General features: G+C 68.0%; 11 protein-coding genes and 1 pseudogene. 5 read left to right on the plus strand and 7 right to left on the minus strand.

What is annotated here, in order from left to right; translation table 11 throughout:
* Positions 1-9: 9 nt before the first annotated feature.
* A pseudogene (locus ACWD5F_RS36910) lies at positions 10-1295 on the minus strand (IS701 family transposase).
* A gap of 127 nt (positions 1296-1422) precedes the next feature.
* On the opposite strand from ACWD5F_RS36910, the gene ACWD5F_RS36915 reads away from it, so the two are divergent.
* Positions 1423-1824 (plus strand): hypothetical protein, encoded by a 402-nt coding sequence (locus tag ACWD5F_RS36915; RefSeq protein WP_450351280.1) that lies wholly within the window; start codon positions 1423-1425, stop codon positions 1822-1824.
* A gap of 80 nt (positions 1825-1904) precedes the next feature.
* Here ACWD5F_RS36915 and vanX read toward each other — a convergent pair whose 3' ends face one another.
* From vanX to ACWD5F_RS36930, 3 genes are read right to left on the minus strand one after another with little or no spacing between them, the layout of a single operon-like run.
* Positions 1905-2513: a D-Ala-D-Ala dipeptidase VanX gene (gene vanX / locus ACWD5F_RS36920; protein WP_451260669.1), complete on the minus strand. Its 609-nt coding sequence runs from the start codon at positions 2511-2513 to the stop codon at positions 1905-1907.
* Entirely contained in the window at positions 2510-3550 is a 1041-nt protein-coding gene (gene vanA-Sc / locus ACWD5F_RS36925) for a D-alanine--(R)-lactate ligase VanA-Sc (protein ID WP_451260670.1), read from the minus strand. Before vanA-Sc ends, vanX begins: the two co-directional genes overlap by 4 nt.
* On the minus strand, positions 3543-4526 hold the full coding sequence (locus tag ACWD5F_RS36930; RefSeq protein ID WP_451260671.1) for a D-isomer specific 2-hydroxyacid dehydrogenase family protein: 984 nt from the start codon (positions 4524-4526) through the stop codon (positions 3543-3545). Before ACWD5F_RS36930 ends, vanA-Sc begins: the two co-directional genes overlap by 8 nt.
* A 124-nt stretch (positions 4527-4650) precedes the next feature.
* Between ACWD5F_RS36930 and ACWD5F_RS36935 the strand changes: the two genes are divergently transcribed.
* Positions 4651-5994 (plus strand): UDP-N-acetylmuramoyl-tripeptide--D-alanyl-D-alanine ligase, encoded by a 1344-nt coding sequence (locus ACWD5F_RS36935; protein ID WP_451260672.1) that lies wholly within the window; start codon positions 4651-4653, stop codon positions 5992-5994.
* 48 nt (positions 5995-6042) lie between these two features.
* Here ACWD5F_RS36935 and ACWD5F_RS36940 read toward each other — a convergent pair whose 3' ends face one another.
* Positions 6043-7215, minus strand: a complete 1173-nt coding sequence (locus ACWD5F_RS36940) for a lipid II:glycine glycyltransferase FemX (protein ID WP_451260673.1) — start codon at positions 7213-7215, stop codon at positions 6043-6045.
* 141 nt (positions 7216-7356) lie between these two features.
* On the opposite strand from ACWD5F_RS36940, the gene ACWD5F_RS36945 reads away from it, so the two are divergent.
* Positions 7357-8451, plus strand: a complete 1095-nt coding sequence (locus ACWD5F_RS36945; protein WP_451260686.1) for a sensor histidine kinase — start codon at positions 7357-7359, stop codon at positions 8449-8451.
* Positions 8452-8545: 94 nt separating this feature from the next.
* A complete protein-coding gene (locus tag ACWD5F_RS36950) occupies positions 8546-9208 on the plus strand; it encodes a TetR/AcrR family transcriptional regulator (protein ID WP_451260674.1) in 663 nt (220 codons plus the stop codon).
* 191 nt (positions 9209-9399) lie between these two features.
* On the opposite strand, the gene ACWD5F_RS36955 is transcribed toward ACWD5F_RS36950, so the two are convergent.
* Positions 9400-10629 carry a glycosyltransferase gene (locus tag ACWD5F_RS36955; RefSeq protein ID WP_451260687.1) on the minus strand — a complete coding sequence of 410 codons (1230 nt, stop codon included), beginning with the start codon at positions 10627-10629 and terminating at the stop codon, positions 9400-9402.
* Positions 10630-10886: 257 nt separating this feature from the next.
* On the opposite strand from ACWD5F_RS36955, the gene ACWD5F_RS36960 reads away from it, so the two are divergent.
* Positions 10887-12854, plus strand: a complete 1968-nt coding sequence (locus ACWD5F_RS36960; RefSeq protein ID WP_451260675.1) for a ricin-type beta-trefoil lectin domain protein — start codon at positions 10887-10889, stop codon at positions 12852-12854.
* A 51-nt stretch (positions 12855-12905) separates the two neighbouring features.
* Here ACWD5F_RS36960 and ACWD5F_RS36965 read toward each other — a convergent pair.
* Positions 12906-13643 (minus strand): cytochrome c oxidase subunit I (locus ACWD5F_RS36965; RefSeq protein WP_451260676.1); only part of this gene is annotated, 738 nt, incomplete at its 5' end.

Below are 13643 nucleotides of genomic sequence, written 5' to 3' on the forward strand. Positions count from 1 at the left end.
TAGTGATCTTCACGCTTCTGTGGCTTGTCGTCGGTAGTGACTGGCCTGGGATCTGGCCTGGTGGCGGCGTCGCCAGTGCGACCAGTCGAGCCGATGGGCGGCATCGTGCACGGGGCGGGCCACGAGAGCGATGAACAGGCGCTGGATCTCGTTGCAGGTGAGCGGTACGAGATCCCCGGAAGGGGCCTGACGGGTGTGCTCGTCTGCGCGTACGACCGCGAGGGAGGCATGCGCGAGCATGACCAAGGTGACCCACCGCGACCACGAGGTATAGCGGCGGACCTGGTGCTCATCCAGGCCCGCCAAGCCCTTTCCGGATTGGAAGAACTCCTCCACTCGTCATCGAGAGCCGGCGACCCGGACCAATGTGGTCAACGGGACCGGCATGGGCGAATAGCAACGGTAGAAGGCGAGTTCGCCTGTGCTCGGGTTGCGGCGGATCAGCAACTGACTGCTACCGGGGCCGGTCAGGTCGATGACCGCCCAGTCGTAGAAGCGGTGGCCTTTTGCCCCTGCTCCTGCGGAGAGCCTCTGCCACGCACGCTTGAGCACCTTCTTGGCCAAGACGTCCGCGCGCAGCTTTCCCCCTCCGGTGGTTGCTTCGTGCGAGCATGCCACTGCCAGGGCGTAGCCGATGCCGCGTCCCTCCAGCGTTGTTCGCAGTTTCGGGTTTCCGCCGTAGACCTCGTCGCCGGCCACCCATGCGGGCCGGTGGCCGGCATCCAGAGACCGGGTGATCATGCGTGCGGCCACTCCGGCTTGGTGGCCATGACGGTCTCCTCGGCCAGACCTGCAGCGCGGCAGCGTTCGGGAGCAGAGGTCCAAGAACCGGGGACATACAGTTCCCGGTCGACCGCAGCGTGGCCATGCTGACCTGCGTAAATCATGTAGACGGCGACTTGGGCATTCTCGATGCGTCCTGCTGTGCCCGTGTACTGGCGCTGGACGCCGACGGTGTGGATCCCCTTCTTCAGGTCTCCGGTCTCATCGACCACCAGTACGGCGTCGGGGTCATGTAGGTGCTCGACCACGTACTCCCGTATGTCGCCACGGACTGCATCGGCGTCCCAGGAAGCCCGGCACAACAAGTGCTGCATCCCGTGCGGGCTCGCCTCGCCAACCCATTCGGCGATCGTCCAGCACTTCTTGCGGGGCAGGTCCGACAACAGGCCCAGGATCAGCCTCCGGGCACTCCGACGGGGTTCGATTCGCGCGAACCGGCCTGCGATCCGGCTCAAGACCGCCTCGAAAGACTGCCGCCAATGGACGGGATCTATGCTGTGGCCGACGGCCACCGTCTCTTCGTTAGTCCACACACCTCACGATGATCAACGGTGGCCGCTTCCCCTACGGGACTGGCCGGCCGCTCAGCCACCGAGGGCAGCAGGATCGGCGGTCTGAGCTGTACGAGGATGGAGCGCAGTGCAGGTCGCCGGAGTCGACATCTACGTGAACCACGCCGTGCTGCACCTGGGGGCAACCGATTGGGTTCCCCTCTCCCTCGCCTTGGCGGAGGCACCCGCAGCCAGCTGCGATACCCACGTAGCGGTTCGAGTGCGGCCGCAGACGGGACTCATCAAAGTACGTCTCTTCGTGCAGCCGCAGTCTGAGGATCCCGAAGGGGCCGACCCCGCGTTCACCACGGTCTTCGACGGCTCCCTGCTACTGCCTGACGGCCGCATTGCCGTCGGCGACGTAGAGCAACTGACCCGCTTCGTATATCGAGTGGGAGACCGCGGCGAGTTCAGAGTGCGAGTCGCAGTGGACTCTCCAGGCGCGGACGCTCGTGCCATCGACGTCACGATCGTCCAAAGCGTCATCTGACAACCCAAGACGGCCAGTTGGCGCAAGCATGCTGGGTGGTCAGCCGCCTCCACCAGCAAGATCACGATCTACAGCGAGTACTAAGCGACGGGAAAATCGAAATAGGTGTCCGGAAAAGGCTCGGATTCGAGTGTGTAGTGCCACCACTCGCAGGCGTAGGAACGAAAACCGCAGGCTTCCATGATGGAGCACAGATGCTGACGGTTCGCCGCTTCGACCTCCGTGACTCCCTCTGCTCCGTGATGTGAGATCAAATCCATCAGGTCGTGGTCACCGCCCATGGGTACCAGTTCAGCGGTATCCAGGTGGAACAGCGTCAGGTCGACGGTGCTGCCGCGGCTGTGACCCGACCTGGTGGCCACGTATCCCAGGTCGAACATCCCGGCTCTGTCGATGTTCGGATAGTGGCGTCGCTTCGTGCGGCCGTTCTCCGGCTGTCGGGACCACCGGAGAAACGAGTCCACGGCGCGTTGCGGACGATAACCGTCCCAGAGGAGAAGGCCGAAGCCGAGGGATTCGGCCTTCTCCTGCGCCCTTTCCAGAGCTGCGCACACGTCCCGCGTGCCGACGATCCGGTTGGCCAGGTACCCGTCCACAGGTTTGCCGGTGAAGTTGTCCCAGGTGGCGTACTTGGCGTCCCAGCGTATTCCGGACACCACCTCGTCCACGAAGACGAAATCATCGGTCATCGGATCTTCCCCGTCAACGCCAACGACACCATCCGGTCGATCACCTCGGAAAGCGGCAACCCGGCGGCCGCCATCATCCTCGGATAACGGCTGTACGAGGTGAGACCGGGCAGGGTGTTGACCTCGTTGAGGACGACTTCCCCATCCTCCCGGAGAAACATGTCGACCCGAGAGAGTCCCGTACATCCCAGCGCGCGGTACACGGCCTTCGCCGTCTCCTGGACGAGAGAACGCGACTCCGCCGGAATGTCGGCGGGAACGATCGGCGTGGAGTTCTCGGAGCCGCTCTCCGGTTCGTCCTCCTGGTGGATGCGGAAGAATCCGTGCGAGAGGGAAATGTGATCCACCTCGCCGGCGAACAGATCCACCTCGTTCCCGAGGATGGCGCACCCGATCTCGCTGCCGACGACCGCCTCTTCGATCAGTACCTTCGCGTCGTACCGCCGTGCGGTCTCCACCGCGCTCAGCAGGTCCTCTTTCCCGGACACCTTGCTGACGCCGAAGGACGAACCCGAACGGGCCGGTTTCACGAAGACGGGATAGGTGAGCCGGTCGGGATCGATGTTCTCGTGCGCCATGACGGTCCAGAAATTCGGCGTGGCGATTCCCGCGCTCCTGGCGACGAGATAGGCGAGGGACTTGTCCATGCACAGCGCTGAACTCTGCACATCGCAGCCGACGTAGGGGATGCCGGAGAGCTCCAGCAGCCCCTGCATCGCGCCGTCCTCGCCGAGCTTGCCGTGGAGGACAGGAAGCACGAGGTCCAGGCCGATCGTTTCGAATCGTCCCTGTTCCAGGACGAGCAGGCCGCGGACGCTCCTGTCCGGCGAGAGCACAACCGGGCGGCACCTGCCGGCCTCCCAGTCCGGGCCGGGCCCGTCGCAGAGCTTCCAGGCGCCGCTCTTCGTGATCCCCACATAGAACGGCTCGTACTTCTCGAGGTCGAGGTTTCGCGCGACCTCCTGCGCGGACTTGACGGAGACGGGGTGCTCTTCAGAGACGCCCCCGAATATGACGACGACCTTCAACCTAGCCATGCTGAATTCTGCTTTCGAATGTGAGGCAGTTGGTGAGGGAGTTCTCGACCATGTCACTCAGGGCGTGGTCCGTGTAGTAGGCGGTGTGCGGACTGATCAGCACATTCGGCAGACTCTGGAGCCGCAACAACGGTTTGCTGTCGATGGGTTCGTCCCTGCGGTCGGCGTAGAATATTCCTTCCTCTCCTTCGAGGACGTCCAATGCCGCGCCGCCCAGCCTGCCGCTTTCCAATGCCTCTACAAGGGCCTCGGTATCGATGAGCGCGCCACGTCCGGTATTGACGATCAGCGCGCCGTGCTTCATCTGCTCCATGCGCTGCCGATCCAGCAGATGACGTGTCTCCGAGGTGAGCGGCGCGTGGAGCGTGACCATGTCGCTCAACTTCAGCAATTCGTCGAGCGGCACGTAATCGGCGTCGGATTTGGGGCGATTGTCATGAGCCAGGATTCGGCAGCCGAAACCCCGAAGCCTGTCCATGACCGCCGTGCCGATGCGGCCCGTGCCGATCACCCCGACGGTCAGGTCGCGCAGCTCTCTCCCGCGCAGTTCGCTCAGTCGGTAGTCGTGTACGTCCGTGCGACGGATGGTGGATTTCGCGTCGCGCACCGCCATCAACATGAGCATCAAGGTGTAGTCGGCCACGCTGTCCGGCGAGTAGTTGACGTTCTCGACGGAAAGGCCGACGCCGCTCGCGTACTCCACGTCGATGTGGTTGTAGCCGATGCTCCTGGTGGAGATGTACTCCACGCCGGCTTGACCAAGTGCGCGAAGAGTGGAGTTGGTTATGTGCGTCTTGTGGCCGACGCTGATGCATCTGCTTCCGGACGCCAGTTCAATGGTGGCCGGGGATACCGGCGCGTCGGTGATGGTCGGCGTTATGTCGAAGCGAGACGCCAGCTCTCGGAACAAGACGGCTTCATCTGGGCCGCACCCGTAAATGGTGATGCGGGGCGGTTCGCTGTCGCTGTCGGTCATGCCCACAGTCAAGGGGGCGTGGTGTTGCCCGGATGTATGGGGTTTTCGATATGCCTGCGATACACCGCGCTGCCTTGACTGGAGGCATGTCTTTCCAAGAAACAGCCTCCATAGGAGCCCGGTCGTGATCCCGCTCGGCCTCGGCGAGATCGCCGCGGTCGTCGGCGGTGTGGTCAAGGGCGACGGAGCCGTGAGGGTCACCGCGCCGGCCGTGCTCGACGGACGGCGGGCCGAGCCGGGCGGCCTCTTCGTCGCCTTCGCCGGCGAGCGCGTCGACGGCCACGACTACGTCGACCAGGCCCGCCGGGCCGGCGCGGTGGCCGTGCTCGGCTCCCGGTCCACACCGCTGCCGACCGTCGTGGTCGACGACGCCCAGGCCGCGCTCCAGGCACTCGCCGCCCATGTCGTCGCCCGGCTGCGCGACGGGCTGATCGTCGTCGCGGTGACCGGCTCCCAGGGCAAGACCGGCACCAAGGATCTGCTGTCGGCCGTGCTGTCGAGCACCGCGCCGACGACCGCCACCATCGGCTCGCTCAACAACGAACTCGGCGTGCCGCTCACCATGTTGCGCGCGGACGCGGCCACCCGGTTCCTCGCCCTTGAGATGGGCGCCCGGCATGTCGGCGACATCGCCCGGCTCACCGGTCTGGTCGCGCCCGACATCGCCGTAGTCCTCAATGTCGGTCAGGCCCACCTCGGCGAGTTCGGATCGCGCGCGGCCATCGCCGAGACCAAGGGCGAGTTGGTGCGGGGTCTGACGCCCGGCGGTACCGCCGTCCTCAACGCCGACGATCCCCGCGTGGTCGCGATGCGTTCGCTCACCGACGGTCCGGTGGTGACCTTCGGCCGGGCGGAGCACGCCGATGTGCGGGTGCTCGACCTGGCGCTGGACCGACTCGGCCGGCCGTCCTTCACCCTGCGGACCGCCGACGCCTCGGCTCACGTCGTGCTGCCGTTGGTAGGTGCCCACCAGGCGCTCAACGCGTCGGCTGCCGCGGCGGCGGGGCTGGCGGCCGGCGTACCCCTCGACGTGGCCGCGACCGCACTCGCCACCGCCGCACTCTCCAAGTGGCGCATGGAGCCGCGCGACCTCGCCGGCGGCGCGACCCTGCTCAACGACTCCTACAACGCCAACCCCGACTCGACCCGCGCCGCCCTGGACGCGCTGGCCGCGATCGAGGGCGGACGCCGTGTCGCCGTCCTCGGCGCAATGCTCGAACTCGGCGACGAGAGCGACGCCGAACACCGTGCCGTCGGGGCGTACGCCGCCGCCCGGGTCGATGTGGTGGTCGTGGTCGGCGAGGGCGCCCGGTCGATCGCCGACGGCGCGGGGGAGAGGGCGGTGCTGCTGGCCGACAACGACGCGACCGTCGACTGGCTGCGCGGCCACCTCGCCGCCGGCGATGTGGTGCTCGTCAAGGCCTCGCGCGGGGCGCGCCTCGATCAAGTCGCCGCCGCGCTCGAGTAGTTGGGCCGGGCGACACTGGACTAGGTCGGCCGTTTCGCGGTGAACCGCTCAGCGTCCGCGCCGCCTCATGTACAGGTCGAACGCCCGGTAGACCATCGGCCGCAGCGGCAGGTCCCACTCGCCGACGTACCGCACCGCCCGACCACCCGTGCCGACCTTGAACTGGATCAGCCCGACATGCGGGTCGTCGGCGTCGAGGGTGGGGGTGATGCCGCGCAGGTCGTAGACATCGCAGCCGGCCGCGAGCGAGTCGCGGATCATCACCCACTGGCAGGCGTTGGAGCCGCGCACCTCGCGCTTCTCGGTGGAGGAGGCGCCGTAGGAGTACCAGGCGTGGCCACCGACGCGGACCAGGACGGTGGCGGCGACCAGGTCGCCCTGGTGGTGGGCGAGGTAGAGCTTGATCCGGTCGGGATCCTCGGTACTCAGCGCCTGGAACATGGTCTCGAAGTAGCGCAGTGGGCGGGGCGTGAAGCGGTCGCGTTCAGCGGTGTGGACGTAGAGGTCGTGGAACGCCTTGAGGTCCCGACCGAGGGTCCCCCCGATGGTGCCCCCGACCGTGACCTTGACCCCCTCCTTGGCCGCCTTCTTGATGTTGCGGCGCCAGAGCTGGTTCATGCCCTTGAGTACGTCGTCCTCGGATCTGCCGGCCAGCGGGATCTCGTATTTGAACTGCGGATGCCCGACCCCGAAGCCGTCCTCCGGGCTTTGCGGCAGCCAGCCGGCGTCCCGGAGCCGGTCCGCCACGCGGGCGCCGACAGGGTCGGCCCAGTCGCCGGACATCTCGGTCAGCCGCCCGATGCCCGGGTCGGCCATGCCCTCCTTGACCTGGGCGGCACCCCAGGTGTTCGTGCGCACCGGCGGGCCGAGCCGGATCGCGAACGCGCCGTGCGCCTTGAGATACGCGGCCAGCGGGTCGAGCCACGTGTCGATCTCGCCGGTCCAGTCGATGACCGGGCCCTCGGGCAGATAGGCCAGCGTGTAGCGGTCGAGCCGGGGCACCGGCCGGTGCAGGACGAGCCCGGCGCCGACCAGCCGCCCGCGGTCGTGCCAGCCGAGGGACTCGCTGCGCCACTCGGTCTTGACGCGGCCCCAGGCCGGGGTCTGCAGAAAGCTGACCGACCGCTGGGCCCGCACGAACGCCAAGTGGTCGGCCGCGCTGATCGGCCTGACGGTCAGGTTCGCGCCCGCGGGGGTGCGTGCTGTTTCGCTGTAGGACATTCCTCCAGCCAAGGCAGCGCGGTGTTGCCGGTGCGTATGCGGTTTTCGGTACGGCGACGATATGCGCCGACTCATACCATCGAAGGCATGCGAGACAGGCAGGAGCGGGACGGGCAGGGGATCGTGGACAGGGCGCCCGGGATGAGCGCGCGCCTCAAGCTCACCCTCAGCTACGCCGGATTCCTCATGGTCGCCGGCGTCCTGCTGCTCGCCGCCGTGTGGGTGTTCCTCCTGCGGTACGTCCCCAATCGCGCGTTGCTCACGAACCCGGACGACAAGCCGAACGGTGTCTTCCCCATCCGGTCCGTCCTGCTGAGCGTCTTCGCTCCGAGGGCGGCCGCGGTCCTGGCGTTCCTGCTGCTCTTCGGTCTGGTGGGAGGCTGGATCCTCGCCGGCCGTATGCTCGCCCCGCTGACCCGCATCACGGAGGCCACCCGCACGGCCACGAGCGGCTCGCTCTCCCACCGGATCCGGCTGCCGGGCCGCAAGGACGAGTTCCGCGAACTCGCCGACGCCTTCGACACCATGCTCGCCCGGCTCGAGGCGCACGTCGCCGAACAGCAGAGATTCGCCGCCAACGCCTCCCACGAACTGCGCACCCCGCTGGCCGTCTCCAAATCACTGATCGACCTGGCCCGCACCGACCCGAATCACGACAACGGCCAGATCATCGAACGTCTCCACGCCGTCAACGCCCGGGCGATCGACCTCACCGAGGCACTGCTCCTGCTCACCCGCGCCAACCAACGGACCTTCACCCGAGAGCCCGTCGACCTCTCCCTCGTGGCGGAAGAGGCCGCCGAAACCCTGCTGCCTTTCGCGGAGAAGCAGGGCGTCACCATCGAGACCGACGGAGACATCGCCCCCACGATCGGATCGCAGGCGCTCCTGCTGCAACTGATCACGAACCTCGTGCAGAACGCGATCGTGCACAACCTGCCGGAGGACGGCACGGTGTGGGTCAGCACCGAGGTTCGCCCCAGGACCGTGGTGGTCACCGTCGAGAACACCGGCGAGATCCTCACCCCCCAGCTGGTCTCGACCCTCACCGAGCCGTTCCAGCGCGGCACCAAGCGCATTAACGCCGACCACGCCGGCGTCGGCCTGGGCCTCGCGATCGTCAAGACCATCGTGCTCGCACACGACGGACGACTCACCCTCGTCCCGCGCTCCGCCGGCGGGCTCCGCATCACGGTGGAACTGCCCGCGGCACCGAGCGCCCTTCCGCAGCGCTGAGGAAGAGAGCGCGGACGCCGAGGAAGGGGGGCGCCCTTCTCGCCGAGGCCGATGACGCGACAAACTGTCGTATCAGGCGGCGAGGGAGGAATCAGTGGCGGGCAGGCTCAGGGCCCCGACCGGACGCTACGGCGGCAAGTCGGCCACGGAACGGCAGGCCGAACGGCGCAGGAGATTCCTGGACGCCGCCCTCGACCTGTTCGGCGACACACCCGGCTACCGCGCGACCACGGTCGCGGCGCTCAGCGAGGCCGCGGGACTCTCGACGCGGCAGTTCTACGAGGAGTTCCGCACCCTCGAAGACGTGCTCGCCGCGCTGCACCTCCAGGTCAACGGATGGGCCGAGGAGGCGGTCCTGGCCGCGTTCGCCGAGGCCCGCGACCTCCCGCTCGTCGAGCGCGTCACGGCGATGTTCCAGGCCTACGCCCGGAACGTCAGCGCCGATCCGCGCCGGATCCGCATCACCTTCGTCGAGATCATCGGCGTCAGCCCCCGCCTCGAAGAGCAGCGCCTGGCCCGTCGCGCCCGCTGGGTGGACCTGATCTGCGCCGAGTGCGACTCGTCCGCCGCCCGGGGCCAGGCGGCCCAGCGCGACTACCGCATCGCCGCGACCGCCTTCATCGGCAGCGTGAACGGCCTGCTCCACGACTGGAGCGCCGGATGGCTGGACGCGACCCTGGACGAGGTCGTGGACGAACTGGTCCGGCAACTGCTGGGGATTCTGCGGCCGGAGGGCTGGTCCCCGAAGGACGCATAGCCGACCGTCCGACCTGCGAGCTCACCCTTCAGTCGACCGTCCGATCCGCACGCCTTCGTCCTCAGTCGGCCGGCCGACCTGGGGGCTCAGCCCTCGGCCGACCGTCCGATCCGCACGCCTACTTCCTCAGCCGGCCGTCCGACCTGCGGGCTCAGCCCTCGGCCGACCGTCCGATCCGCGCGCCCACCCCCTCAGCCGGCCAGCCTCTCGACGGCCTTCACCACCGGTGCCACGCCGTCCTCCGCCCGGATCCGCGCACCCAACTCCGCAGCCCGGCGCCCCAACTCCGCGTCTCCCGTTGCCCGTTCGAGTGCAGCGGCCAGCGAGTCGGTCGTGAGGCGGCGCAGGGGTACGGCACACGGAGCGACTCCGAGCCGTACCAGACGCGCCGCCCAGAAGGCCTCGTCGAACTGGATCGGCACCGGAACCGCGGGGACCCCGGCCCGCAGGCCCGCGCCGGTCGTGCCCGCGCCCGCGTGGTGGACCACGGCCGCCATGCGCGGGAACAGGGCGGAGTGCGGGACCTCGTCGACGGTCAGCATGTCGTCGCCTGACGCCTCCAGACCGCTCCAGCCCCGCTGGATCACCCCGCGCAGCCCGGCCCGGCGCAGGGCGCGCACGACGTCGGCGCTGAGCCGCTCGGGATCGGGCACGGTCGCGCTGCCCAGTCCGACGTACACCGGTGGCGGACCCGCGTCGAGGAAGTCCCGTACCGATGGCGGGAGTTGGGTGTCGACGTCGTACGGCCACCAGTAGCCCGCGATGTCGAGCCCCGCCCGCCAGTCGGACGGTCGCGGCACCACCAGCGGACTGAAGCCGTGCAGGACCGGCGGCGCCAGTCGCTCGCGGGCCCGCCAGGCGGCGACGGCGTCCACGCGGGGCAGTCCCAGCCGGTCCCGTACGGCGGGCAGGGTCCCGGCGAAGACCTGCTGCACGGCCAGGTTCACGCAGTGACCGGCGATGCGATTTCCGGTGGCGCCCAAGGACCGGGCGCTGAGCATCGGTGGTGCGAACTGCCGTGTGGGACTGAGGGGTTGGAGCGGGACGTCCAGGCTCGGCAGGGACAGGCCCTCGGCGATCGTGTGTCCGAGCGGGGCCACGGACGGGGCCAGGAGCAGCAGGTCGCTCGACCGGGCGGCCACGACGAGGTCGTCGGCCATCCGTCCGACCACGTCCCGCGCCATGGAGACCAGGCGCGTGAGTTTCCCCAGGCCGGTTGCGCTGTCGTGCAGCCCCCGCCCGCGCGAGGACTCCAACTCCGCCCGCGGGTCCACCGGCAGGGGGTGGAAGCGGACCCCCGACCCCGCCACCAGCGGTTCGAACCGTGCGTGCGTGACCAGGGTGACCTCGTGCCCGGCCCGGGAGAGGCCGAACCCGAGCCCGGTGTAGGGGGCCACATCGCCCCGGGAGCCCGCTGTCATGATCGCTACCCGCACGACGGTCAGTATGGGCCCGCGGCGCGTCGTACGGCGACAACGACCCGAGAACAAAGGCCACTTCACGCCTTCACGCCTGTCACATCCGTTGACTTCCCTCTCCCCGTGCCTCTACTTTCGGCGCGCAACGCGTTCGGTTCACCGATCCACGTTCGAAATATCGACTGTTCTGGCCGTCTCGATCATCGTGACCGTCCCCGTCCATCCATGACCGTCTTCGGGACCCCCGCCGAAGGAGCCGCATGAACCCCCCGACGCCCATCACCCGCAGAGGGCTCGTCCGACGGTGCAGAGCCGCCGCCGTCCGACTGCTCGTCCTCGCCCTGACCGCGACCGCCGCGCTGCTGTTCGCCGGACCCGCCCCGGCGCAGGCGGCGACTAGCCGCCAAATAGCCGTGCCCACCGCCCCCATGGGCTGGGCCTCCTGGAACAGCTTCGCCGCGAAGATCGACTACAACGTCATCAAGCAGCAGGTCGACGCGTTCGTCGCGGCCGGACTGCCCGCGGCCGGGTACCGGTACATCAACATCGACGAAGGCTGGTGGCAGGGCACCCGCGACAGCGCGGGCAACATCACCGTCGACACCAGTGAGTGGCCCGGCGGCATGAGCGCCATCGCCGACTACATCCACAGCAAGGGTCTCAAGGCCGGTATCTACACCGACGCCGGCAAGGACGGCTGCGGCTACTACTACCCGACGGGCCGCCCCGCGGCGCCGGGCAGCGGCAGCGAGGGCCACTACGACCAGGACATGCTGCAGTTCTCGCAGTGGGGCTTCGACTTCGTGAAGGTCGACTGGTGCGGCGGCGACGCGGAAGGGCTCGACCCGGCATCGACGTACACGTCGATCAGTTCCGCGGTGACGAAGGCGACGGCCGCGACCGGCCGCCCGCTCACCCTCTCCATCTGCAACTGGGGCTACCAGAACCCCTGGAACTGGTCGCCGGGCCTGGCCCCCATGTGGCGGACCAGCACCGACATCATCTACTACGGCAACTCGCCGTCGATGTCGAACCTGCTGTCCAACTTCGACCAGACCCTGCACCCGACCGCCCAGCACACCGGCTACTACAACGACCCGGACATGCTGATGGTCGGCATGACCGGCTTCACCGCCGCGCAGAACCGCACGCACATGAACCTCTGGGCGATCTCCGGCGCACCCCTCCTGGCCGGCAACGACCTGACCACCATGACCTCGGAGACCGCCGGGATCCTCAAGAACCCCGAGGTCGTCGCCGTCGACCAGGACGCGCGCGGACTCCAGGGCGTCAAGGTCGCCGAGGACACGACGGGACTCCAGGTCTACGGCAAGGTGCTCAGCGGCGCCGGTAACCGTGCCGTCGTCCTCCTCAACCGCACCTCCGCCGCCCAGAACATCACCGTCCGCTGGTCCGACCTGGGCCTGACCAACGCGAGCGCGACCGTCCGTGACCTGTGGGCGCGTGCCAACGTCGGTAGCTACGGCACGAGTTACACCGCCAGCGTCCCGGCGGGCGGCTCGGTGCTGCTCACCGTCACCGGCGGCACCGAGGCGGCGAGCAGCACCTACACCGGCACCGCCGGCTTCTCGGGTGTGGTGGCCGGCAGCACCGGCGTGAAGACCGTGGACGTCGCCTACACCAACAACACGTCCACCGCCCGCACCGCGACCCTCAAGGTCAACGGCCAGGGCACGACGGCGGTCTCCTTCCCGCCCACCGGCTCCACCCAGGGGACGATCTCCGTCCAGGTCGGCCTGGCGAAGGGCTCCGCGAACACCTTGACCTTCACCGGCGCCCCGACGCTGGCCGACATCACCGTCCGCCCCCTGCCGGGAGCCAACGGCACCCAGGTCATCGGCACCCAGTCCGGCCGCTGCCTGGACATCTACAACAACACCATCACCAACGGCACCCAGTCCGAGCTCTGGGACTGCAACGGCGGCCAGAACCAGTCCTGGACGTACACCTCCCGCAAGGAACTCGTGCTGTACGGCAACAAGTGCCTGGACGCCTACAACCTCGGCACCACCAACGGCACCAAGGTCGTGATCTGGGACTGCAACGGCCAGAACAACCAGAAGTGGAACGTCAACTCGGACGGCACCATCACCAACGTCAACGCGGGCCTGTGCCTGGACGCCTACAACGGCGGTACGGCCAACGGCAGCCAACTCGTGCTGTGGACCTGCAACGGCGGCACCAATCAGCAGTGGTCGCTGTCGTAGAGCCGGTCCAGTCGCGCACGAGCACCAGGACGACCGCGACCTCGGCGCACGTCAGCCACTGGCAGACGGCGCCGTAGGTCGCGGTTCGACGGCGGGGTGTTCGCCGTGGTGCAGGTCGAACGCCGGGGACTCGCTGCGGATGCGGGGGAGTGAGACGAAGTTGTGGCGCGGGGGTGGGCAGGATGTCGCCCACTCCAGCGAACGGCCGTAGCCCCACGGGTCGTCGACCTCGACCTTCTTGCCGTACTTGGCCGTCTTCCAGACGTTGTAGAAGAAGGGGAGGAAGGACGAGCCGAGCAGGAACGAGGAGATGGTCGACACCGTGTTGAGGGTGGTGAGCCCCTCCGCGGCCAGATAGTCGGGGATCCGGCGCTGCATTCCGTTCGCGCCCAGCCAGTGCTGGACCAGGAAGGTGCCGTGGAAGCCGATGAACAGCATCCAGAACGTGATCTTGCCGAGCCGTTCGTCGAGCATCTTGCCGGTCATCTTGGGCCACCAGAAGTGGAAGCCGGCGAACATCGCGAACACCACCGTGCCGAAGACGACGTAATGGAAGTGGGCCACCACGAAGTAGCTGTCGGACACGTGGAAGTCGATGGGCGGGGACGCGAGCATCACGCCGGTCAGGCCGCCGAAGACGAACGTCACGAGAAAGCCCATGACCCAGAGCATCGGGGTCTCGAAGGACAGCGATCCCTTCCACATCGTTCCGATCCAGTTGAAGAACTTCACGCCGGTTGGCACGGCGATGAGGAACGTCATGAAGGAGAAGAACGGCAGCAGCACACC

It is taken from the genome of Streptomyces sp. NPDC002499 (genome assembly GCF_053595415.1).